Genomic DNA, 26,635 nt, shown 5'->3' on the forward strand with positions numbered 1-26,635 from the left:
TCAGGGCCCGGTCGCCACAGGGCACGAGTTGGTGCCGAGATAGGGCAGCGCCTTCGAGCCGACGACGATGCCGAAAGGCACGCTCGTGCAACTGGAGCCGTCCACCTTTCCGGTTGCGGTGTCGGTGAAGATCATGGCTCCACGGGTCGCGCCGGAAATCGTCGCACCCTCGATATCCGGGGTCGCCGAGCCCGCGACCTGGATCGCGAACTCGCCCCCTGTGAACACGTCACTCGTGACGGCCGGCGCTGCCGTATCGAGCGCGGCGACGCCGACCGTGTTGTCGCTGAAGTGACTGTCACGAACGGCGCCGGTGCTGCTGCCCGAGAAGCAGACCCCGCATCCTCCGTTCGAGGTGATGGTGAGGCGGCGCAAGCTCGCCGCCTGTCCGACCGAGAGGATGATGCCTCCCCCCTCGTTGCCGTCCACTGTCGAGTCCGTCATCTCGAGGGTCGTGCCATGAGTTCCGGCGCCCTTGCTCGAGGACATCAAAACACCGATGCCGTCGGAGCTGCCGGCGGGCGGTGCGGGGGCCGGCGATCCGGCGCTCGCGGCGGCGCCGCCCTTTGCAGCGGCCCCGCTCACCCGCACCTGGGTGAGCTCGAGCGACGATGTCGGACCGCCGATGATCACGTCCCCTGAGGATGCTCCGCTGTGCACGACGGCGAGGCTTCGGAACTCGACACGGCCGTCGGTGAGGTCGACGACACCGGCGCCGCCGGCGGTGGTGTCGATCGTGGTCGCCCCGATGCCCGCACCGACGATGCTGACCGCGTCGAGCAGGACGAGCGTGTCACTGAGTCGGTATCTTCCCGCGGCCAGCTGCATCGTCGAGCCGGGGGCGAGCCCGGCGACCACCGTGCGCAAGTCCGCTCCGGCGGGCACGTCGACCGTCTGGGCCTGGGTGCGAGCGGTTCCGTCGAGCGAGGCCGTGAGTTTGAGGAGCACCGCCTGCGCGATGGGCCCGTTCGCGGTGACTCCGCGGAGCCCCTTGTCGAGCCGGGCCCGGAAGTCCGCAAGGCTGCACTTGCCCGCCGTGACGCTTATCTGCGCTGCAGCGACGGCCGCCTGCAGGCGGGCGCCGTTCGTCGACGATGCGGCACCCGGCCCGCTGGCGGGAGGCGACGAGGGTGACGAGGACGACGGGTTCGGCGAGGCGAGCGCGGAGCCGTAGGCGGTGACGTATTGCTGAACGGATGCCACGAGCTCGGTGCTCGCTGCAGTGCAGCCGAGAGCGGCCGGCGCGGACCCGCTCGGGGCGTCCGTTCTCGACGGTGCACCGGCACTGCACCCGGACAGCACGATCGCGGCGCACAACGCCGCGATCAGCCGTACGGGGTGCCAGTGCGTCATGTGTTCAATCTAAGGCGTGCCTGCCTGCGCCGACGCCTCGAGAAACGGGCCGTGGATGCGGCGACGAGGAGCAGCAGCGGGAGAAGTAGTAGCAGCAGCAGCGACGAGGCATCCTGCCGCTGCGCGCTTGTGGCGTAGCCCCGTACGCTCGCCAGCAGAGTGGAGATGGTGACCGCACCCGACTTCTTCCCGTTGCCGTTGCGACTGCTGCCGGCCTCGGCGATCGCGTTGGCCGTGGCGCTGGTGGTCGACGTGGCGCCGGCACCGCCACCCTTTCCCTTGCCGTTGTTCCCGGTCATCCCGCTACCCGACGTCGTGGCGACCGTGCCCGCGGTGGGCGTGACGGGGGTCGTGCTGCCCGAGACGGTCTCGGTCGGCGCGCTCGGGTCGTAGGTGGCGGGCAGCGGAGCCTGGTCGATCGGCCCGCCTTCGATGTGCCCGACGGGCTGTGGGTCGGTCGGGCCGCCGGTCTGGTCGGAGGTGACGAGCCCGAGCTCACCCGCCGAAACGGTCAGCAGCGGATCGGCGCCCTCGACGACGCCGAGCAGCGTCAGGAGCGACTGCAGTGAGGGCGAATGGTTGCGGCTGATCGTCGGCTGCCCGTTCGGCGAGAACGGGACGAGGAAGGTGTTCAGCTCGCCGCTCCAGTCGATCAGGCTGTCGCCGCTCGTGTTGGCGATCAGCACGTCGTATCCGGCGCCGCCGAAGGCGATGTCCTCGTAGGTCGAATCGGTGTCCGGCTTGTCGTTGGCGAAGCCGTCGGTGGCGAGGTTGTCGTCGGCGTTGAGCAGGTCGTCGCCCGTACCGCCGAACAGCATGTCGTTGCCCGTGCCGCCGACGATCCAGTCGTTGCCGAGGTCGCCGAAGATCACGTCGTTGCCGTCGCTGGCGGTCTCGGAGGTCTGCGTGCAGTTGCCCTTCTTGTCCGCTGCGGTGCACGAGGGAACGAGCGGACCTTGGCTCGCATCGTTGTCGAGGAAGAAGAGGTAGGTCTCATCGCCCGTGCGGTTCAGGGTGCCGTCGGCGTTCAGGGTGATCCTCGTCCGCGGGTCGTTCGGGTCGTAGAGCGTGAACTCATCCGTCGTGGAGTTGAAGCCCAGCAGGGTTCCGTCGTTGAACGGGTGGTTCCAATCCACCTCGACGAGCGTGCCGTCGAGCCCGGGCGCCCACGAGGTGGGCAGGGCCTCGGCGCCGCTGATCGCGTCGCTGCCGGCGCCGCCGTGCAGGAAGTCATTGCCGTCGCCGCCGAAGATCACGTCGTTCTCGACCTTCGGGGCGGGCATCGTCACGGTCGGGTCGGTGGGATCCGCGGTGGTCAGGTTCAGTTCGTCGGCCGGCTCCAGAAGGGTCTTGAACAGCTGCCCGGTCGTCAGGACAGTGGTCTCGATCTTGTCGCCCGAATCGCTGATGTTGCCCTCTGTGTTCGCGGAGGTGACGCCCATGAGCGGCTCGGTCATGCCGTTGCGGCTGGTGAGGATGGTGCCGTCGTCGCCGAGGATGCCGTCCGTGCCGGTGCCGCCGTCGAGGAAGTCGTCGCCCCAGCCACCGATGATGTCGTCATCGCCCGCGTCGCCGTACACCACGTCGTTGCCACCGCCGGCGTAGATGGTGTCGTCTCCCGCCCCGCCGTGGATCTCGTCTGCGCCCCAGACGTCGACCGTCCCGGTGCCGGCTGTCGCGGCATCCGCCGGGGTGAAGCCCGGGAAGTCCGCCGGCACGAGGTCGGGGCCGCCCGGCGTGTAGTCGAGCAGCACGACGGCGCGTGGCACGAGCCCGCTGTCGTAGGTGAAGTGCAGCAGGGCGTCATTCGCATCCACCAGGCGCACGATGTCGCCGTTATCGCCGACGATGACGTCGGAGTCGCTGGCGGTGCCCGGCGTGTTGTCGCTGTAACCCGTGTCGGCGCCCGTGCTGCCGAAGATCAGGTCGTTGCCGTCGGGGCGCTCTTCCATGGTGGTGCGGCCGAAGAAGTCGCTCGAGCCACCGATGATGTCGTCGTCGCCGCCGTCGCCGAAGATCGTGTCGTTGCCCCCGCCGCCCTCGATGTAGTCGTTGCCGTCGTCGGCGGTGACGACCGAGGGGATGACGCACAGGCCGGCCGCGGAACGGGAGGCGATGACATCCGTGCTCGCCTTCTGCGCCGCCGTGCAGGGCCCGACCGCGTCGGTCCCGTCGGCTGTGTCGATGCTTCCGTCGCCCTGGATCGTGTCATCGCCGAGCTCGCCGAAGATCATGTCGTCGCCGCCGCCGCCGGCGATGTAGTCGCTGCCGTACGCGGCCTGGTCGGTCTGCTGTGCGAGGAGGTCGTCGTCTTGGAAGGCGATGACGAAGTCGGCCCACCACGCGCTGCCGCCCGGCTGGTTCTCCGGGGTCGCTCCTGCCGTCGGTGGAAGGTCGACGGCGCCGGTCGTCGGGTCGTAGATGGTGGTGCCGTCGAGCGTCTGGAAACGCAGGCTTGCGAAGTCGCCGAAGTTCGTCGTGCGATCGATGGTGACGTTGTCGCCGAAGACGAGGTCGCTGCCGTCGCCTCCGTCGAGCCGGTCGTCACCGGTGCCGCCGATGACGATGTCGTCGCCCGCGCCGGCGTGCACGGTGTCGGCTCCGCCGATGGTGTCGTCGATGACGGCGACCTTGAGCAGCGCGAGTGCGCCTGATTCGGCGCCGAAGGTGAGGCTCGCGTGGTCGCCGACGACGACGTCGTCGCCCGCGCCGCTCGCGATGGTGTCATCGCCGGCACCGCCGAGGATCACGTCGGTGCCGGAGCCCGACGTGATGGTGTCGTTCCCGCCGTCTGCAGGGTCGGTCGTGGTGAGGATGCCGGCCGAGATGGGCAGGGTGCCCCAGGTGGCCGTCGAGCTGTTGTTCGCGGAGTATCGGCCGTTGTCGCCGAGCACGATGTTCTGTCCGTCGCCGGCATTCACGGTGTCGGCGCCGTCGCCGCCGAACACCAGGTCGTCGCCGGCTCCCGTGGAGACGGTGTCGTTCCCGCCGACCGTGGGTGCTGTCGTGACGGCGACGCCGACCAGGTGGTCCTGAGCATCCGTGAAGTCGCCAGTGCCGCCGTTTCCGCTGACCGCGACCGCGGCCGCTTCGAGTGCGATGAGCTGGGCAGGGGTCAGGGCCGTGTCGCCGAGCGGGAGCTGCGGTACGGCGCCCTGCTCGAACCAGAGCACCAGGCCCCGGTCGCCGAACACCAGGTCGTCGCCCTGGCCCGCCGTTATGCGGTCGTCGCCCTGGCCGCCGAAGATCACGAGCGGCAAGGTCGAGGCACTCGCGTCGACGGTGTCGTCATCGCTCAGCGCCGGGTCGGCGATGGGGCCGGATGCCGGGACCGTGAACTCGGGCACCGCGGTCGTGCGGGTGACATCGACGACGACGTAGGAGGGGCCGTCGTCGGCCGTGAGGTCTGCAGGCTCGCCGGTTGCGGGGTCGGCGCGTCCCAGGTCGTGAGCCGACCCCGGGTCGAAGCTCAGGACTCCGCCCACGACCGAGCAGGCCTGCGTCTCTGGCCCGCACAGTTCGACGCCGTTCACGAACACGCGCGCCGAGTCGCCCGGCTGAAGGCTCACCTGCTGCATGCCGGACTCGAAGCCCTGCGTCACGAGCTCCGTCGTGAGGGTGACGTCGACGGTGTCGCCCGGCAGCAGCGAGTCGAACAGGCCGACGGTGTCGAGCTCGCCGTGCACGACGAAGCGGCTGAGGTCGAGTGGCTTCCCGTCGACGGTGACCGAGACGGTGGATGCCGGGATCAGCGCCCCGTCGCCCGTCGCGAGCGAAGTGGGCAGCGGCAGTTCGTTGTTGTCCGGCCCCTGGGTGTCGAGAACGAAGAATCCGTCCTGTCCGTCTGTCAGCCCGGTCGTCACGTTGTCGTCACCGAGGCCGGTGTTCAGCCACGTGGTCTGACGGGTGCCCGCGCGGTAGAAGGTGCCGTCGACGGCGAAGGAGTCCGCACCGGATCCGGACCAGATGCGGATGCCCGGGTCGAGCCGCCCGTCGGCCGCCGCGCGCCACGTGATCGAGCCCGTCGCGAGGCCGACGAGGGAGATCTCCGGCGCTCCGCCGAGGAAGCCCTCGCCCGCGGTCACCGCGGCGTCACGCGCGGACGCTTCTGCGACGGAATCCGTCATCAGCACATTCTCGTCGCCCGCGACGCTCGCCTCATCGCTGATCAGCAGGCTGTTCGCGTCGCCTGTGCCGAAGTCGAGGTTGACGGTGCCGAGGATGCCGTCGAGCTCGCCGGCCAGGAACTGGGGGTGCGCACCGAGGGGCTCGTTCGCGAGCGAGGAGACGAACACGCTGTCGTCGCCTGCGCCGAGCGAGACGTTGGTCTGCGCAGACGTGCCCTGTACGTTCAGCACGTCGTCGCCGCTGCCGAGCGAGACATCCATGGTCTCCAGGCCTGCGAATTCGACACCGTGCTGCCGCGCTGTCGAGAGCGCGGCCGTGGTTCCGGTGAGGGTGGCGGTGCTGCCGATCGCGGAGAGGCCGATGGTGACGGGGTTCGCGGGGTCCGCGTTCACCTCGCCGCGGAATCCGATCAGGAACTCGCCGCCGAGCTGCCACACGTACACGCTCGGTGCACACGCGGTCGTGGGCGGCGTGCCGCTGCCGCACAGCTCGGACACGCCGGGGTCGTCTCCGGCGGTCTGCGGGAAGAGCAGGAGCTGCAGGGCGAGCTGCAGGGCAGCCGCCGACTCGCCCGCGACGACGGTGACCGCGCCGATGCCGGTGGTGATGCCGCCGATGGTGGCGTTGAGCATGAGCGTGTACGCCGAGCCGTCGGCGGGCGGCGTGACCGAGTAGATCCGGTCGAGCGGGCGGCCGAGCTCATCCGGCGATGTGCGAGCAGTCACGTCGGAGGTGGTGAGCGAGGTCTGCGTCAGCGTGGCATCCACTGCGCTCGTCTCTGCGCTGTCGTCGAGCACCGCGGTGTCGTTCCCGGAACCGCCGTCGAGTGCGAGCAGCGCGGAGAGCATCGTGAGGAGGTGGCTCGCCGTGTCGACGTCGAACGTGTCGTCGCCTGCGCCGCCGTCGATGAGGGTGTGGCCGGAGAGCGAGACGACGTTGAAGCTGTCGTCGCCTGCGCCGCCGTCGATCTCGGTGGTGCCGTCGTGCGTCGTATCGATGGTGAATCTGTCGGCGCCGGAGCCGAGGTCGATCCGCAGGTCTTCGAGGCCGGTGTAGTCGATGCCGCCGAAGAAGCGCATGCCGTCGATCGTGACGCCGGCGTCCATGCCGAGGCCGGAGAGGTTGTCGAGACCGGTGAGCGGGTCGATGCCCAGCACGTCGGCCGGGTCGTTCGCCGGGCTGTCGGCGTCGTCGACCGTGAGCGTGTCGACCTGAGCGGACTCGATCTCGTCAGTGCTCGGGGCCGTGGCCGGCAGCGGGTGGCCGGAGGACTCGCCGGGCAGCAGCACGGGAAGGTAGGAGTCCAGGTCGGGCACATCGAACGGATCGGGGTCGTCGCCGCCGTTCACGCTGAGCGGTCCCTGCACGCCCATCGCCCGCTCCGGCAGGTGCGGGAACTCCTGCAGATCGCCGCCGTTGACGACGCCGTCGTCGAGTGCACGCACCGTGATGTTCTGCACCACGTTCCAGTTCGCGGCGGTGAACGTGAGCGAGATCGAGAACCCGTCCGCGCTGACCGTCTCGAAGGCCGCGTTGGCGGGGTCGGCGATGAACTGCAGCTGGATGCCGTCGCAGATGCTCTGGCCGAGACCGCACTGGGTCGAGCCCGGCGTGAGGTCGAGGCTCCGTGTCGCCGTCGCGGTCAGCGTCACGGTCACCGTGCCACCGTCGGCCGGGGCCTGTGTCAGACGCACCCCGATCGAGTCGGTCGCGCCGCATTCGTCGCCTGTGGCGCCTTCGACCAGGCGGGTCGAGCCGTTCGTCTGGGTCACGACCACGTCGGGTGTGTCGGTGTCGTACACGAGGACCGGGACGGAGGCGACCGTGACGCCAGGGACGTCGGTGACGACGACCTGGGTCGAGCCGAGCGTGAACAGCGCGGCACCCCACGCGTCGGTGAGAGTGATCTCGTTCGCGGTGTTCGAGGCGATCGTGCGCACGAACGTCGAGCCGGTCCTGCCGACGATGCGCAGGGTGGCGCCGACCAGCGCGCCGGGCGTGAGCGTCGCGCCGGTCACCGTGAGGGTGTCGATCTCACCGAAGCCGTCACCCGGGTCGGACTGCGTCACTGCGGTGACGGTGAGGGCGCCGGCCGGCGCGGTGGCCGGTGCCTGGTAGCCGAAGATCTGGAAGGCGTCACCTGCGACCGGCAGGGTGTCGAACGGGGTGTCGACCGTGATCACGTTGATGGTCGCGCCGTCGACGGTCTCGACCGCGACGGCGAGCACGGAGCGCACCTGTCCAGCACCGGCGCCGGAGGTCATGACGACCGTGTACCCGACGAGCCCGCCGTCGACCGGAGTGCCCGCGAAGGTGAACTCGTCATCGCGGCCCGTCGTGCCGGCCACCGTGCCGGCGATGGCGTCGGCGCCGTCCGCGGAGACCACCACCGTCGCCGTGATGTCGAGGATGTGCTGGCCCTCGACGACGCCGTCGGCGGGCGCCAGCACCTCGAGCTCGATCGGCGCGGTCGCGTCTGAACCGGTGAAGGTGAGCGTGACGGTGGATGCCCAGGCGCCGGAGTTCCCCACCCGGAGCTGCAGCCCTTCAGGTGCCGTCACGACGACGGTCACCGCGCCGCTGATCACGGCACCACGAGGCAGCTGCACCGTGAAGGTCGAGATCTCGTCGTTCGCGGTCGTGGCCGCGCCGGGGTCGGTCGTCTCGACGACCGTGTTGCCGTTGGGGTCCGGTGTGACGACGACCGCTGGCTCCTGGGCGTCGATCACTCTGACCGCAACGTCGTTGACTTCGATGCCGTTGTAGGAGCCCGGGGTGCCGTCGGCCCTCGTCGAGTTCACCGCGACCTGCAGTGCCGCCGTCTGCGTGCCCTCGGGGAGCAGGTCGAACGCGGCTCGGACGAACAGCGTCTGCCCGGCCGTCGAGCCCGCCGCGAAGAAGAGCGTCGCACTCGTGCCCCAGTGGATGCCGTCGGCCGACAGCTCGACCGTGGTCGAGACGCTGGGATCGTCGCTTTCGATCGGGGCGGAGATGGTCACAGAGACCTCGGCGTCCGGCGCTAGCGTCGGCCGTACGGTGAGCTGCTCCGTCACCCCCGGCGTGGCCTCGTTCACGGTGAGTTCCGGAGATCCGTCGGAGGGTGCGATCACGATCGCGGGCGAGTCGGCGTCGACGATCTCGGCGGCGACCCCGTCGACCGAGACGTTCTTCCAGGCATCCGTCAGCCCGGATGTCGTCTCGACGGCCGACGAGTCGATCAGCCCGGTGTGGCCGAGGCCGTCGTTGGATTCGACCGGCTGGGCGTCGCCGTCGACCTGGACGGTGTCGCTGCCGTCTCCGCCGAAGATCTGGGTGTCGACGCCGGGGTTCGTGGAGAGCACGTAGAAGGTGTCGTTGCCCTGCAGGCCCTCGATCTTCAGGTCCTCGACGTTCGTGTAGGTGATGTACCGCCCGGCGCCGTACACCGCGTTGTTCGTGATGACGTACTGGTCGCCGAACTCGGTGCCGATCACGATCACGGTGTCGAATCCGTCGCCGCCGTCGACAGCGACGGGTGCGTTCATCGCGTAGGCGATCAGATCGCTGCCGGCGCCCGCGTTGACCTCGCTCGTCTGCGACTGAAGGGCGAAGCTCTCGATGATGAAGGTGTCGTCGCCGTCGTCGCCGTTGAGGGCGAGCACGGCGAGGTTGTGGAAGACGTTGAAGGTGTCGTCACCGGCGTCGCCGTTGATCGTGGCGGCGAAGGAGATGCCGTTGCTGAGGTCGCCGCGCGTCGTCGCCGCGAAGTCGGCCGGCGGGATGCCGAACATGGCGGTCGGAACGTAGTTCGTGTACAGCTGGCCGACGTCGAACGTGTCATCGCCGGCGCCGCCGTTGATCGTCACCGCCGCGGAGGTGTCGTCGAGAGCGAAGAAGTCGTTGCCGCTGCCGCCGTTGACGACGACGCTGCCGCCGAGTGCGCCGGGGTACTCGACCTCTTCGGCCGCGGTGAAGGCGCCGGTGCCGGCCTGCGGGGCGGAGAGCAACGCGACGAGGTTCCGGCGCAGCAGGAACGTGTCGCCGAGGTCGGAGCCGTTCACGATGAGGTTGTTCACGCCGCCGTCGCTGTTGCTGTCGACCACGTCGATCAACGAGTCGCCGTTGCCGAACAGGTTGACGAGGAAGTTGTCGGAGCCGCTGTCGCCGTTCAGGGTCAGCGTGTTGCCGGCGAAGGGGTTGGGTGTGCCGTCGGGGTCGGCGATGCCGTTTGTGACCAGCCAGTCGTCGCCGGTCCCGCCGCTCACGCTCGTGGTGCCTCCGATGGCCTCCACATCGACGCGGTCATCGCCGGCGCCGGTGTCGATCGTGGTGGTGCCGGCAATGGTGTCCTCGACGTCGAGGGCGTCGTCTCCCGAGCCGAGGGAGAGTGCGAAGCTCTCGAACGCCGTGTAGTCGATGAGCCCGTCGCTCCCGTCGGCGAAGCCGGTAGCGAGCGGCTGTGCGCCGGGCGCGGGCGACGCGGTGAGCGGGTGCAGCGCCGAGGACTGAACGCCGACGATCGGATCCGCCCATCCGGAGTCACCTGCGAGCGCCCCGGCGTAGGTGATCACCCAGACGCCGCCCTCACCGGTGACGAGGACGTTGCCGGCGCCGAGCACGGCGCCGAGCGCGTTCTGCACCGTGAGTGCCGACGCGTTGTAGTCGATCTCGGCCGTGGTCGCCTCTGTGGTCGCGCCGTTCGCGCCGGCGACGTCGACGGTGATGGTGAACCGGCCGCCGAAGGCACCCGCGACGGTGACGGTCTGCACCAGGCTGGGCCGCGCGTGCGAGCCGTTCAGGTTGGTGCCGAGGCCGGAGATCGAGTCGTCCGTGACCGTGCCGATACGGTCGGTGGTCGCGCCGGTGTCGACGACGTCGAGCGTGTCACTGCCTGTGCCCGCGTCGATCGTGAGGAACGAGCCGATGCCGTTCAGCGTCGCGTCGGTGCCCGAGACAGTCGCCGTGTCGTCGCCGGCGCCGAGCTCGACGGAGGTGGGTCCGCTGACGGTCTCGATGTCGACCGTGTCGTTGCCGGGTCCGGCGTTGAGATCGGTGGTGCGGGATGCGCCGTTGTGCGTGCTCTCGATGGTGAAGGTGTCGTCTCCCGAGCCTTCGGTGATGCCCAGCGACTCGAAGTCGAGGTAGTCGGCGCCGGCGGCGGACATCCCCAAGCCCCTCAACTGCGTCGAGGTCAGCGTGCCGGTACGACCGACGGTGTCGCCGGAGTCATCGAAGCTGAGCGCGTCGATTCCGATGCCGCCGTCGATGGACAGCAGGGCCTGGATGCCGGTGAGCACGCCGCCCGTGTTGGCGATCAGCGTCGGGGCGCCTGTGGCGTCGTCGGCGGGCGCCGCGAGGCTGCCGACGGCGATCTCGTCGTTGCCGTCACCCGCGTTGATGGTGTGGACGACGTCGATCGAGTTCACGAACACGCGGTCTGCTCCGGCACCCGTGTTGATGGTGACCGACTGGATACCGGTGTGGTCGATCGTGGTCGATGCCGGGTTGCGGTCCGGGTCCCACTCGGTGGAGACGATCTGGTCGGTGCCGCTCGCGTCGGTTCCGATGGCGACGTCCTCACGCAGGCTGGTTCCGTCGACCTCGAGGCTGTTCGTTCCGGCGCCGCCGTCGATCGAGTCGCTGGAGCCGGCGGAGTCGAGGGTCGAGATGACGAACTGATCGTCGCCGCCGAGACCGTCGAGCGTCGCGGCACCCGTCCAGCCGACCACCTGGAATCTCCGGCCGTTCGCGACGAGCGCGCCCGTTGCGTTGCCCACGAAGAAGATGTTGTCTCCGGTCCCGCCGGTGAGCACCGCGTTCTCGAAGATGCCGCCGAGGTTCTCGACGGTGGCTGACGAGAACGCCGCGGTCGTCGGATTGCCGGCGGAGCTCGTTGTGGTCGCGGTGCCGATCACGAGAAGGTTGTCGGTCAGCTCGAAGTCGCTGTCGAAGGTCTCGATCAGGGTGTCGTCCCCACCGGCATCCGTGAAGGTGTCGGTGCCGGCGCCACCCGTGACGGTGTCGTTTCCGAGACCGCTGTCGATCACGTCGTTGAAGGGCGAGCCGATGACCCGGTCGTTCCCGTCACCGGATTCGAGCGTCAGTGCGAGCTGGTCGGCCGTCTCACCCGATGCGTCGATGATGTCGTCGCCGCCGAAGGTCTCGACGGTGAGCGCGTCGCCTTCTGCCCGAACGCCGTGGGCGATGAGGACCGAGTATCCCGTCCCGCCTGCGACGGGCTGGAGCGATACGTCCGTGGCGGTGACCGGGATCGGTGCGCTCGGGTTCGGCACTGTGGTGAACGCGGGCACGGTCGACACGGTCGCCCGCGTGGCGACGGTCTGGCTGCCCTCGACGGTGACCTTGTCGGCCGACCCGTCGGATGCCGGCGACACGGCGCCGAGGTCGAGGTTCAGCGTCGACAGCCCTGAGCCGGTGAGGTCGCCCACCGTGATCGTGTCGGCCCCTGCACCCGCACCGATCGTGACGGTCTCGACGTTCGTGAGCGTCTGCGAGCTCGAGCCGGCTCCGATGTCGAGGGTGTTCGCGCTGGGCGTGGACACGTCGATCGTGTCGTTCGTCGCGCCGAAGACGGCCTGCAGAGTGTCGCTGCCGTCGCCCCCGTCCACGGTCACCGAGTGCGGCGCCGTCTCGTCGATGGCGAACAGGTCGTCGCCCGCGTCGCCCTCGTACGACCCTGCGAGCCCTTCGAAGCTGTCGTCCCCGGCGCCGCCGATCAGCGTGTCGGTGTCGCTGCTGCCGATCAGGATGTCGTTCCCGGCGTCGCCGTCGAGCTTTGCGGTCCCGCTGCCGACGTGCTGCAGAACATCGTCGCCGGCCCCGCCGGTCACGGTCGCGTCGCCCACCACCGTGATGAGGTCGATTCCGGGGCCTCCGTCGATGGTCGTGGTGCCGCTGGCCGCGACGCCGGCATCGTCGACGATGTTGCTGTCGTTATTCGCCGCGTCGGAGCCTGCGGCCTCCGTGCCGCCGAGGGTGATGGTGAGCGGCACCGTGACGGACGGGTTGACGTAGAGCTGGTCGTTACCGTCGCCGAAGTCGCCCTTGATGCCGCTGACGTGCTTGTAGACCTGGGTGCGGCCGTACGCGGTGATCTGGATCGTGGCGTCGCCTGGACCGCCGCCGATCTGCGTGATGTTGTAGGTCTCATCCGGAGAGCCGGTGCCGATGTTGCGCGCCGCAGCGAGGCTGCCGACGTTCAGGATGAGCTCGCGGGGGGTCGAATCGGTGCTGTCCCACGTGCGGTTGCCGGAGGTGCCGTCCGACGCCAGGTACACGGGCGGCGGGAGCTGCAGCACACCGAGCTGGATCCTCACGGTGCCGCCGATGCTGAAGAAGAGGAAGTGCACCTCGACGTGCACGCTCAGCACGATCGGCACCTCGCCGTTGTCGTTGGCGTCACCCGTGTCGAGCGAGAACGATGCGTCGACACTGATTCCGGCGAGGCTGATGCCGAAGGCCCGCACCGAGGCATCCCCGCCGATGCTGAGGAAGAAGCGGTACTCGTCGCTTCCGTTGAGCGTGTAGTGCTGTGAGGTCACCTGCACGTGGAAGTCGCCGACGATCCCGTAGTCGGAGCTGCCGAGCACGAGCCGGCCCGAGAGCTCGAGGTCGAAGTTGCCCAGGGAATCGAGGCTGATGCTGCCGGAGAGCGACGCGATGCCGAAGAAGTCGAGCGACGCGTTCGCCGACAGGCTCCAGTACTCCTGGCCGTCGTTGTTCGTGACCGTGATGCTGAAGCCGGCGTCGAGGTTGAAGATCTTGAGGATCGACAGGGTGCCGGTCAGCGACAGCATGAAGCCGCTCTGCACCGTGATCGGGCTCGTGCCGCCATTGTTGAACGTGACGGCGGCGCCGGTCGTGTTGATCGCCAGCGTGCCGGATGCGCTGATCGAGAAGATGGCGGCGTCTGCAGTCGCCGTCACTGCCAGGCTCAGCACGATGCCGTTGCTGAAGATTCCGACAGCGCCGTCGGCCGAGAATGACAGACCGCCGATGCTGAAGGCGATCTGCAGGGTCATCTCGAACCCGCCGGGGCCGGCCTCGATGAAGACCATGCCGCTGCCCTCGATGACTCCGAAGATGTCGACGGTCGCGGTGACGCTGAGCTCGAAGCCGACCGGTACCGACGTCGGGGTGCCGTTCACGTCGAACTGGACGGTCGACCCGGTCGTGTTCAGGGCGAATGTCGCGCTTCCGGCGATCGTGAAGTCACTGCCGACGCCCAAGCTCACGGTCACGTTGGCGAAGGCGACGACGCCCGCGCTGCTCGCCATGAAGTGACCCGTGATCGCGACGTCGCCGAGCGGGTTCAGCGCCGCCTTCCCGGTCACTGCCAGGTCGAAGCCGAAGTTGCCAGGAGCTGCGCTGAGGTTCAGTGTGGCGCTGCCTGTGATGGTGAGCGTGGTGCCGATGATCACGGAGCCGGCCAGGTGCACCATGAGGCTGTCTGCGGCGATGGTCTCGTCTTGCACCACCGGGTTGCCCTGAGCGTCGAGCACGAAGCCGCCGAAGACCCCGTTCGTCTCCTGCACGGCGAAGGTCTGCACCGTCTTGTCTGTGGAGAGCGTGTTGATCTCGACGAGCAGCTGGCCGGTGAACGAGAGATCGGGGATCGCGCTGCCGAGCGTGAGCTGCACGCGGCCCACGACGCCGGAGTCGAGAGGGTTCTGCGTGTCGATGTACAGCGCGAGCGAGATCTCACCAGTGACCGAGCCGAACACGGGCAGAGTCGCTCCGACGTTCCCGTCGAGCTGCAGTACGGCGTTGCCCGAGCCGTCTACGCTCGCGGTGATTCCGATGGTGCCGATGAGCGTCAGCGCCCCGTTGCCGATGTTCAGCGTCGCGTTGACGATCGCCTTGACGTACACCGCCCCGCCCGCTGGGGCGTTCGGATCGCGCTTGCCGTCGAGCCCAGGCGCCGCGCCGAAGATCGTGATCGTGCCGGGGTCGTTCGCGCCGAGTGTCGCGGCGAACGAGTCGGGGACGGTGAACACCACGTCATGCATGGTCGTGTTGAACCACACGGTGACGGATCCGCTCGCGCTGAGCCCGGTGATCCCGTCGAGCCCGATGTCGCCGCCCGCACCGACCGATACCCGCCCGGCGACGCCGTCGCTTTCGACCACGAGCAGCGCCGAGACGCTGCCGTAGTGCACCTGCGCGGCGCCGATGCCGAACGACAGGTCGCCCTGCGCGAAGATGTCGAGCTCGAAGCTTCCCTGGGTCTGCAGGTGGATGTCGATGGCTCCGTCGAGGTCGAGGAGCTGCGTCGTCGTCCCCGGCGCGGTGACCGCCAGCACGCCCGAGAGCTGCAGATCGAAGCTGCCGCCTTGCAGGTTGTACGTCTTCGTGACATCCGTGCCGTTCTGGCCGATGCCCTTCAGCGTGATCGTCTCGTCCTTCTCGACTCCGGTCGTGTTGATCGCGAGTACACCTGTCACGTCGAGGTCGATGCCGTACTTCTGCAGGCCGGAGAAGTTCGTCTGCAGCGCCGCGACACCCCACAGGCCGGGAGTGGAGGTCGTGGTGTCGCCGAGGTCGAGCACGAACTCGCCGCTCGTCGCCCCGACGGTACCGAGGCCGATGACGCTGAGCTCGCCGTCGAAGGTGAGCGTGAACACGTCGCGGGTGGTGTCGACCTCGAGGGTGACGTTTGCCGTGAGGTCGACGATCGGGTCGCTGACACCGGGCAGCTGCAGCAGCAGCTCACCGGAGATGTCGATGAAGAACGACTGCGCCGGCTGGAGCAGCGTGAAGGTCGAGCTGCCCGCCGTGCCGAGGTTGCCGTCGCTGTCCTTCCATGTTCCGGCGACGACGCCGACCGTCACCGGTCCTGCCGCGAGGTTTCCCGTGAACATGTACCGGAACTCGTCCGGTCCGACCTGGACGACCGGGACGGTGTCGGGTGTGAGCCCGGCGATCGGCGCGAGCTCGTCGCCGTTGACGGATGCCGCGTCGACGCTGCCGGTCGCCGGCGTGTAGTTCATGTCGAACCATGCGCGGGCGTAAAGAGTCGTCCAGTCGCCCGAGCTCACGGCATCCGTGAACGGCGTCTCGACCGTCGCCTTGTTCGTCGCGTGGCCGTTCGCGGTGATGTCGGCCGCCGCGTTCGGGTCGCCGTCGGTGTCGCCGCTCATGTCGGCCCAGCTGTTGGGCAGGAGCGTGAGGGTGAGCTTCTCGGGGTTGCCCTTGTTGTCCAGCAGCCAGCCGGTGAAGAAATAACGGTAGGTGTCGGTCGTGCCGGGGACCAGCACGGGGGCGCCCACGAGCTGGATGGCACTGTTCGGCTTGTCCGGCATCGCGAGCGTGAACTCGGCTGGGCTGTCGAGGATGGTCGTCGGATCGGCGTTCGGGAAGGTGACGTCGACCCAGCTGCGGCCGTTGAAGTCGAGGGAAGACAGCTGCTGCCCGTTCGACGGGTCGGCGATGGCGCTGATGGTCTGTGCGACCGTGAAGGTCTCGCTCTGCGCCAGGTCGGCGATTCCGGACAGGTCGCGGAAGCCGCCTGCTGCGAAAGACAGCGTGTAGAGGCCGGGGGTGAGATCGGATTCGAGCGCGTAGCGCCAGATGTCGGTGCCCGGCTCGCGCACCGGGGTGCCGAGCGCGACGACGGCGCCGGATGGGCCGGTGAGGGTGAACTCGTTGCCGTCGATGGTGGCGGGGTCGATGTCGAAACCGTCGGTCGGGTGGTAGTCGATCTCGAGGTAGCCCCGGCCGTTGATGAAGCCGATGCCGACAGAGCCGTTGTTGAGGGAGGCGGTGGTCGGGTTGCCGTTCGCGTCCGTCGCGGACGTGTTCACGATGTCGCCTGAGGTGCCGGTGACGGTGAAGCCGAGGGTGCTGGTGAAGCCCGCAGGCGGAGCGCGTGCGCCGCTCGTGATCACGGTGCTCAGGTCGATGGTGAGCGTGACCGGGCCGGGGGCGAATGCACCCGCCAGTACGAGCATGTACTGGTCGCCGCCGAGTCCGACGACCTGGCTGATCGAGACGCCGGCCGCGCCAGCACCCCCGAGCGTCGCCCATGACGGGGCGCCGCTTCCGGTGATGTCGAGACCGCCGGGCAGGTTGTCGACGTCGACGATCAGGAAGTTGTTCTTGTCGGTCGTTCCGTTCTCTGCGAACGTCTCCGGCGCCGGCGCGTCTGCACCGTTGGCGTCGGAAGCGCCGGCATCCACCCCGGCGGCGTACTGGGGCTGCACCGTGAGGCTCCCGGCCTTGGTCGGATCGCTCGACGGGCCGAAGGTGGGAGCTGCGGTGCCTGCCGTCTGTGCACCGATGTACGTGACGATCACCGGAATCGAGTAGGTGCCGCTCGCGTCGGGCAGCAACGGCTGGCCGGACGGGTCGATGGTGACCCGCCAGTCGCTCGCCGCCAGGGCTTTGCCGTTCGAGTCGAATCCGGTGGCCCCGGTGGCCGGAATCGCGAGCTGGATGCCGGCCGTGTTCGGGTCGGCGTCCTGGAACAGCGCACCGAGTTGCGGCAGCGTCGAGGCGTCGAGCACGAATCCGGCGGGGAGGTTCGACGCCGACAGGGTGAGCGTGATGGTGGAGGAGCCGCTAGCCGTGACGGTGAGCGTCGGCGCCGGTGTCGGCGCGAAGTCGAAGGACCACGAGCCGGGGAGGAAGGTCAGGGTCACGTCACCGCTCCCCCATTGGCCGGTGAGGAAGTAGCGGTAGATGAGCGAGCCATCCGAGTTCGTGCCGATCAGCACCGGCGCCCGGGAGGAGTCGGGAACCATGGTGCCGGCTCCCGGTCCGCTCAGCGTGAACTCCGGTGCGGCATCCGTGATCGACGCGGCATCGACCTGCACGACACCGCCCGAGGCGTCCTTGCCCTGTGCGTAGGTGACGTCGACGTAGTCGCGGTTGTTCAGCGCATTCACGTCGATGCTGGCACCGTCGCCCGGGTCGGCGAGCGTCACGGTCGCGCCCGTGACCGTGAACGACAGCGTGACGTCGGCGTTCGCCGCGCCGGTGATGCTTCCTGATGTGAGGTTCGCGAAGTAGTTCGACGGCAGGTCGAGGCTTGCGACGCCGACGGGAATTCCGTCGGGGAGCGTGCTCGGGAGGTCGAAGGTGTAGCGCAGGGTCGTCACACCGGACATCGCCATCGCGTCGGCCAGCAGGGTGTCGTCGTCGAGCCCGGCGGCGTCGGCCGCCGTGACCGTGCTGTTCACGAGCATCAGCGAGTCGAAGACGACCACGGTGTTGCCGTTCGCGTCGAGGTAGGTCACCTGCCGGTCGGGGCACATGCCGGATGCCGCCGGGTCGCCGGCGGAATTGCACGCGACCATGACGGTACCGCCGACATGCAGCGCGAAGTACCGCACACCGGAATCCGTCGTCACCGAGATCACCGGAACACCGCCGGCGAGCGTGATCTTCGTGCCGGAGCCGCCCTTCGCGCCGCCGACCATCAGGGTGAGCGGGACGGCGTTCGACCCGGACTGCTTGCCGAGCAGCGCCGCCCAGTCGATTTCGGCTCCCGCCGGAGCGTGGAAGCTCACGTCTATGTAGTGCGAGCCGCCGGCATCCGTCGTGTTGTTCAGCTGACCCTGGTCGATGCTGCCGTTCGTGCCGACCGGGTCCGTGATGTCAGCGGTCGGCGGCGTCGCGGCGCCCGGCGTGGCAGAGCCGCCGCCCGGCACGTCGAACGTCACCTCCTGCCCACTCGAGTCGCGGAATCCCATGTCGAGCTTGCCGTCGATGGTGAGGATGCGCACCTGGTCGGGGATGTCGGCGAGGAACAGGATGACGACCTTGCCGTCTTGTACATCGGACAGGTCGGCGTACAGCCGGCCGGAGAGCGACAGCGCGTTGTCTGCGAAGTTCAGCTTGCCCTGGATGAGGAACTTGCCGTCGGTCGAGATGGCGATGTTCACCTGCCCGTTGAAGACGGCCTGGGACGTGAACAGCGAGTAGATCGTCGCGGAGCCGGTGATGGTCATCGGCGCGGTGAAGGCGGCGAGGAATCCGCCCATCGACGGGTTCTTCGCGATCTGCTTGGCCTGGGCCGCGACCTGCTGCTGCAGGGTCGCGAGCCAGGTGTCGGCGCTCTGGTTCGTGGGCGCGCCGATCTGCACGTTGCGCAGCGCGGTCGGGTCGTCCTCGCTCGGCAGGGTCGAGAAGAACTGGACGCCCGCCGAGAAGTCGTTCATCACGAGGCCGATCTGCGGAACGAGCAGCACCCCGCCGGGCACTTCGATGTCGAGGTACACCTGAAGCGGGCCGAGCTGCGAGAGGCCGATGCGAATGGTGAACCCGCTCATGCCTGCGATCGAGAAGCCGCCCTGCAGGCCGAGGTAGAACACCCTCTGCGCGACCGTGGTGGTCTCGTCGGTCGGCTGGATGATGTTGCCGTTCGCGTCGAGCCGCTCGATGCCACCGACCAGGCCGGCATTGATCTCACCGCCGAAGAGGTTCCCCGACACGGTCACGCCGAGCGAGTCGATCTGCGTGATCGGGTTCTGCCCTTGGAGCAGCAGCTCGGGGTCGATGTGGATGCCCTGGATCGAACCCGAGAAGTCGAGGCCGGACAAGCCGTTGAGGCCCGTCACGCTCGCTGACAGGATCAGCTCGAAGTCGCCGGGGTCGCTGATGCCGTCGGGGAAGCTGACGCCGATCGAGTCGATGTGGATCGGCAGCCAGCTCGGCCACTGGAACGAGCCGCCCGTCGCCGATCCGACCGAGATCGTGATGCCGAAGCCCTTCAGGGTCTTGAAGGTGCCGTCGCCCAGGAACTCGAAGTTCGTCGCCGTGCCGGTGAGCGCGAGCGGTCCGACCGTGACCTTCGCGCCGATCGACTGGAACGACACGAGTGGCTGGTCGGCCGCGGCTCCCGTGTTCAGCACGAATCCCGTCGCCGACAGGGTCAGGAAGCTGCCGAGCTTGATCGTCATCGTGTCGACGTCGAGCTGGAACGCCTTCACCGTGCCGTCGGCGCCGAAGTCGATCTGAGCACGCAGTGCGTCGGTGTTCGGCGTGCCGTCGGGGTTCACGTCGGTCGCGGAGTTGCTGTCGCTCAATGTCGCCGTGACCGCGTCGCCCGGGAACAGCGTCGCCCCGCTCGTCGCGAAGAAGATCGAGCCGGTGAAGACGGGTGCCTGGCCGAAGGTGACGGACAGGTTGTCGACCCCGACGGTGAGGCTCTTCAAGCTCAGGATGCCGAACAGGTTGATCGCGCCGTCGGATGACGCCGATCCGGGCGTGGCGGCGAGGTTGTTCTGCGTGCCAGCGCCGGTCTGCGACAGTCCTGGCGCGTAGGTGAGCGATGCCTCACCGATCTGGAATCCGTCGTCGAAGACGACGAGTCCTGGGATCATCGTCGCGTCGGATGCCGCGGCCGGCTGCAGCGGGTTCGGTGTGCTCGCCGGATCGGGCGCGGGCATGGTCGACGGGTCGACGTTGGCGCCCGTCTTCGTGTCGAACGGCGAGAGCTTGCCTGTCACGTTGAGCTTCGGCAGCGTGATCGTGGCCGTGTTGATCTGAACCAGCTTCTGATGGCCGGTCTTCGGGTCGAAGTTCGGGTCGTACTGAATCTGGATGCCCTGCGCCGACAGTGTCACGACGTCGGGGATCGTCGCGGTGAGCCCGGCCGCCGTGATCGACCACTTGCCGGTCGGCGCGACGCTCAGATGCCCGGACAGAGCCCCGAGCACGTCGACCGAGAGACCGAAGCTTCCGGACAGCCCGGTCAGCGCGACCGTCACGCCCGAGCCGGACTGCGCCGGCTTCATGCTCGTGGCACCCGCGGTGGTTCCGCTGGTCGAGCTCGTCTGCGGGGCCTGACCGAAGTTCAAGGTTGCCGCGTTGACGTTCAGCACGACCGTGACAACGAGTTTGCCGTCGCTGAACCCGACGTCGCCGAGGCCGATGCTCGGCCCGTTGAGTGTGAGCGGGCCGAGGTTGAAGTTGCCGGAACCGGTGGTCGAGCCGGGTGCAGCGGGGTCGAGCGTGATGGTCGAGCTCTGGCCGGGGATGTCGTCGCCGACCGGGATGCCCGTCGCGGGAGCGCCGAGCGTGGTCCAGGCGGGGGTCGCGACCCCGTTCGTGATCGAGCCGAGGAAGTTCACGGTCAGCGTGCCCTGCTGGAACAGCGGCGTCGCGCCGGTCGAGTCGGTGTCGACGAGGAAGTAGCGGTAGGTGAGGCTCGTGGAGGTGCCCGCCTTGCCGCTGATGAGCACCGGCGCGCCACCGAGCAGGACTGGGGCGCCCGCGACACCGTCGGCGCCCAGCTCGACGCCGTCGAGAGCGGTGCCGCCGAGGGTGAACTCGGGGCCGGCATCCGTGATGGAGGCGGGATCGATCGGGGTGCCGTCGAGGCTCGTGAAGGTGACGTCGAGGTAGCCGCGCGCGTTGAGGTCGGCGGGCCGCATCGTCGTGCCGCCGCCGATGAGCTGTGCGATCGGGCCGGGCAACTGGCCCGCCTGGGCGACGACGTAGAAGCGGTCGACGCCTGCGAGGTTGCTCGCGCCGTGCGTGTCGTGGAAGGCGCCGCCGGTGAAGTGCACCTCCCACACGCCGACGAGGGCTCCGCTGCCGGCGGGCAACCCGCTCACCGAGTACACCCACGTGTTGACCTTGCCTGCGACCTTCGTGCCCTTGCCGACGATGAAGCCCGGAGTGCCGGACAGCTGCTTGCCGTTGAGGAACACGGTGAACGGCGCTGTCGCAAGCTGGCTGTCGTCGAAGCCGAACCCGTTGAGGTCGTTGTAGGCGACCTCGATGCACGGGGCGCCGTTCGTGCAGTCGCTGCCCGACGGCGGACTGCGCAGGTCGCCCTCCGTGACGACGGCGCCGTTCATCGGGCTGGCGAGGTCGGCCGTCGGGAACAGCAGCGGCGGGGTCGTGGTGGTTGCCGCGTCAAGGGCTGCGAGCTGGGCGGGAGCGGATGCCTGCACATCGGGCGAGGCGGCCCCGGGACCGAAGGTCAGGCTGCTGAACTGCGGGAAGAGCGAGAAGCCCGTCACCTGGAAGCTGCTGAGCCGGAATCCGCTCTGCGGGCTGATCGAGAACGCGGCCGAGCCGGAGAGTTGCGCGATGCCGGTGTTGTCGAGGGCGAGCGACACGGTAGCGCCGATGACCGCGAGATCCAGGGTGCCGTCTGGTTCCCGCGCGACGGCGAGGGAGCCGCTGATGTCGAGCATGCCCGGCACCCAGATGTCGAGGCCGGTCGCGACGAAGCTGAACGTGTCGGGCTGCACCAGGCCGGCGGTGCCGTCGGTGGCGGCCGGGCAGCTCCCCGAGGTGCCGGGAGCGGTCACGCACACCGCGGTCGCGCCCGTGTTCACCTGGAAGGTGACCGCGCCGGCGATCCCGAGCCCGTCGAGACCGACGAGAGCGAGGTCGCCCGTCACGAGGATCGCGAAGCTCGAGCTCGCACCGCTCGTCTCGTGGAACAGGACGGACGCGTTCGTGATGAGCAGGCCGACGGCGTCGGGGTTCGTGGTGTTGTCGGCGTTCAGTGCCGGCCCCTCGCCGACGAAGACCTTGAGCTTCGTGCCGGCGAAGTTTCCGCTGCCGTCGATGGCGAAGTTGCCCTCGATCTCGAGGAGGTTCTCGAAGTTGAAGGAGACGTCGTCGGCGACGATCGAGATGTCCGAGGCCGGAGTGCCGCCCGGGCCCGCCACGATGCTCACCTGCACGCCTCCGACCGACACGGTCTCGTCGACGGCCGCGTTCGTCGTGTTGACGGTGACACCGACGGTGCCTGCCGAGAGTTGGATGCCGCCGAAGCTGAACCCTGCGCCGGCGGTGCCCTGCAGTGTTGCCGCGAACCCCGACGTGCTCGTCTTCGTCGCCGGAAGGAAGACGAGGGCGCCGACGAGGTCACTGACGATCGGGGTCGCGTCACAGGTCGACGCGGTCGTTCCTGTGCAGTTGTCGTACAGCGAGATGCCCGACATGGCGACGGTGACGAGCGTCGCGCCCGCGGCATCCGTGGACTTCTGGAACAGGAAGTTCCCGTTCAGGTCGACGCCGGCGAAGGCGAGGTCGAGGTTGTCGGCCTCGAGCTGGAGGTACGGCCCGGCGGGCAGGTCGATCGTCTCCGGGGTGCCGGCGACCAGTACGGTCTGGTTCACCGCCGCGGAGTTCGTGTTGACGTTCAGCGCGAGAGTTCCGGAGATGCTGACGGGCAGCCCGTTCGTCGCAAGGGTGACCGTGGCCGTGCCGGAGACTCCGCCGGGCTGCACGACGAAGGCCCCAGAGCCGTTCGTCACGGTGAGGCCGGTGCCACCGGCACCGAGCGTGATGCTCAGCTGGTCGAATCCGACGGTGACGACCTTGACGCCTGCCGTTGTCTTCTGCTGCTGGAAGGTGAACACGCCGCTCACGGTCTGACCCGCGATCGTGATCGTGTCGGGGTTCGCCGAGGACCCTGCGGTCACGGTGATGGACCCCGGGTTCAGCGTGTCCGTCTTCGTCGGGTCGGTGGGGCTCGGCAGCGTGACCGCGGCCGCCTCGGTGTTGATGCCCACGTCGACGCTGAGGCCGTTCTGGCCGAAGGACAGCGTGCTGCCGAGGGATGCCTGCAGCGCGGCACCGATCGTGACGGTGCCCTCGATGTCGGCGGCGATACCGGCGCCGGTGAGCTGGGCGGTGCCGTTCAGCGTGACGGTGAGCAGTGTGTCCGTGCCGTTGCCGAGCTCGAGCGCCATGTTCTCGAGGTCGATGGTGGTGGTCGTGCCGCTCTTCGTCACCGTGAACCCGCCGGTCAGGGTCTGCCCAGCGATGCCGAGCGTGACGTCGGTGCCGGCGACCTCGATGCCGACCGGCAGGTCCACCGTGGTGGTCGGGTCGCTGAGGCTCTGGATCGTCTGCGACTGCGATGTCGTGTTGACGCTGAGCTCGAAGGTGCCGGATGCCGTGATGTCGGGCACATCGAACGCGAGCTGCACGGTGAGCTCGCCGAACACGCCGCCGGTGGCATCGATGGTGAAGTCGCCTGCACCGTTCGTCAGCGAGATGACGGGCGCTCCTGCGGGGCCGAAGCCTGCTGCGACGTTCGCGAACGCGAGCGTGAGGCCGGCGCTGGTCTTCGTGATGCTGACATCGCCGGAGAGGCTCTGCCCGGCGATGCTGATGGCGATCCCCGTGGCGGCGACCTTCACGTACGGTCCCGCCGGCAGCGAGAGCAGCATGGTCCCGTCGCCGACGGGGATGTCCTCCGACACGGCCTGTGCGCCCTGGTTGAGATCGAGGCTGAGGGTCTGGACGCTCGCGGCGATCCGCCCGCCGATCGCGAGCGAAGCACCCGCCGAGACGTGCCCGGCGAAGCTGCCGTCACCGAGCAGCAGGAGCGCGGTGCCGTTCGTGAGTGAGAACCCGGTGCCACCGTCCGCCGGGAGGGCGGAGTCGCTGCCGAGTTGCCCGACGAACGCTGTGACGTCGACAGCGCTGATCTCGAGGGTCGTGCCGTCGTCGCTCGTGCCGAGCTTGCCATCCGCACCCGGCGTCGCTGACTGCTCGAAGGTGAACTCGCCCGAGAGGCTGACCACGTCGCCGATGGACAGCGTCGCCGGGGTGCCTGCGCCGACCACGACCTTGACGAATGGACCGGCCGGCAATGCGGTCCCGCCGACTGTGGTCGCCGTCTTCGTGGTGTTGAGCTGCAGTTCGCCGGACGCCGAGAACGTGATGCCGGCAACGCCGATCAGAGCAACGGAGACCTGGGCGTCGGCCGCGACGCCCGCCGAGGTGATCACGATCGTGCTCGTCGTGTCGCCGGTGGTCGAGAGCTCGACACCTGCGGCACCGCTCGCCGCGTCGGCGGCCGTGCAGTCCACTGCCGTGCTGCCGGGTGCGCCGAGGAACGCGCAGAGGTTGGTCACGGTGATGGTCGTGGTGGCGGATGCGCCGGCGCCGGTCTGGGTGAAGCTGAAGTCGCCGCTGAGCTGCTGTCCGCCGATGGTCAGCGAGATGCCGGTGCCGCTGACGGCGACGCCGGCGGCGACCGTCGTGGCCGCCGCGGTCTGACCGTCGATGGTGATCGCGGGGACCGTCTGCGCTGCGCCCGTCGTGTTGATCGCCAGTTGCAGCGTGCCGCTGAGCGTGACACCCGGAACGTGGAACGCCACGGTGCCACCGACCGTTCCGGCCACACCCGCGGCGCCATTCGGGGCGATCACGAGTGCTCCGTGCCCGTCGCTCAGGGTGAGCACGCCGCCGCCGAGGCTCAGCCCCACGTTCGACAGGGCGATCACGGTCTGCGTCTGTGCGGCATCCGATCCGGTCTGCGTCGTCGCTTGCTCGATCGCGACGTTCCCCGTCAGCTTCTGGCCGTCGATCGATACGACCACGTCGTCGGCCTCGACGCGCAGGAACGGTCCGGCCTGGAGGTCGAGGGCGACGGTCTGGCCGCCGACGGTGACGGACTGGCTCACCGCGTGCGCCGCCCGGTTGATGGACAGGGCGAAGCTGCCGGACACCTGGAAGTCGGAGGGCAGGAGGCTCGACAGGTTCACGGTGCCGGAGAGCTGCGCAGCGAGCCCGCCCGCGGCTCCCGGGCTGCCGGAAGTGCCGGCGGCGGCCGGAACGAGCACGAGGAGGCCCGCGACGCCGCTCATGAGCTGGTCGCCACCGAGAGTCAGCGACCCGCCGGTGACCGCGAGGACCGTCTCGGCCTGCCCGCCCGAGCCGGTGCGCTGGATGAGGACCGACGCGGTGAGCGTCGCTCCTCCGATGGTGACGGTCGCGGGCGAGACGCCGTCTGTTCCGGTGACGGTGACCTGGAAGAAGGGACCGGCAGGCAGGCGTACGGCCGTGCTGTCGTCGCCCGGCGTGGTGTCGAACGTCGCGGCCGTCGCGCCCGTGTTGAGCTCGATCTCGACCTGGCCGCTGAGCTTCGCGTCACCGAGTTGCACGGTGCCGTCGGGCGACCCGCCGCCGAGGTCGACGATGAGCCCGCCAACGAGTCCGGCCGGGGTGGCGTCGAGGTTGCCGGAGAAGTCGAGCTCGGCGATTCCAGGGAGGTCGAGCTTGCCGCCGGTGAGGGCGACGCTGACGTCGCCGCCCGACTTCGTCACCGTCAGAGTTCCGATCGTGAGCGCCTGGCCGGCAACGGTGAGGGTCAGGCCCGTGCCGGTGAAGTTGACGAGGAGCGCGCTGGCGTTCGCCGGGTCGGGCGCGATGGAGAGCGCGACGGTGCCGCTGAGCACCACCGACGGCACATTCAGCACAACCGTGCCGGAGATCTTCGCGGTGGGCAGCGAACCGGTGGCGATGGTGAAGGTGCCCGACCCGTCCGTGAGGCTGACGATAGGTGTGACGCCGCCGAAGCTCGCGCTGACGTTGCTGAGGGTGACCGTGGTCGTGGTGACCGGCGGCGTGCCGTTCGTCGTCTGCGTGACCGCGACATCCGCCGTGATCGACTGGCCGGCGATGCCGAGCGTGATGCCGGTGCCGTCGAACTCGACCGAGACGTCGGCCGGGACGTTGAGCGGGACCGGGGTCAGCGCGCCGGTGTCGATCTGAGCGTCCACCGCTGCACCGGTCGTGTTGATCGTGAAACCGACCGCGCCGCCGAGCGTGATCCCGACGCTCGGGTCGATCGCGACCGTGCCGGAGAAGCGGGCGGCGATGCCGGCGGACGTGACGACCAGGGCGCCCGTGCCGCCGGTCAGGCTCACCGGCCCGAGCGTGACGGAGAGGTCGGTCACGGCGACGTCGAGTTCGGTCGAGGGTGTCGCGCCCGGTGCCGCACCGGATGGCGGCGGGACCGACACCCGCTCGAGCGCGAACGCGCCGGAGACCGTCACGCCGCCGACCGTCAGCTGGGCGAGGTTCGTCGCATCCGCAGGGTTCGCCGGGTTCGCGACGCCGAGCACGACGCGTACGCTGTGCGCCGCGATGATGTCGTTGTTCGATCCGGTCGCCGCGGCGCCCGTCGTGTTGAGCTGCACGCTCGCGTCGCCGGCCGGCACGGTCAGTGCGACGCCCGATGGACCACCCGCGCCCAGGGTGACACCGGCAGCGACATCCACGACGACGCCGGCTTTCGAGACGGTGATCGATCCGTGCGAGATGTCCACGTCGAGCGCGAACGTTCCCGCCGCGACACTGAACTTCACGTCGTCGGCCGTGACCGCGACCTCATCCGACCCGGACGGCGGGCTGATCGGCGTGATGTCCGAGCCGAGCTTCACCGCGAAGG

At 69.0% G+C, this 26,635-nt stretch carries 2 protein-coding genes (1 of these 2 only partly in view); both read right to left on the minus strand.

The window, feature by feature from the left end; genetic code table 11:
- A complete protein-coding gene (locus ACYVII_RS07100) occupies positions 1–1,353 on the minus strand; it encodes a right-handed parallel beta-helix repeat-containing protein (RefSeq protein WP_460533174.1) in 1,353 nt (450 codons plus the stop codon).
- Positions 1,350–26,635: the 3' portion of a beta strand repeat-containing protein gene (locus ACYVII_RS07105; protein ID WP_460533177.1), read on the minus strand. It continues 12,886 nt past the right edge of the window; 25,286 of the gene's 38,172 nt are visible here — the last part of the coding sequence; its start codon lies beyond the right edge, outside the window — the gene reads right to left on this strand; the stop codon is at positions 1,350–1,352. Before ACYVII_RS07105 ends, ACYVII_RS07100 begins: the two co-directional genes overlap by 4 nt.

It is taken from the genome of Humibacter ginsengiterrae, assembly GCF_054780115.1.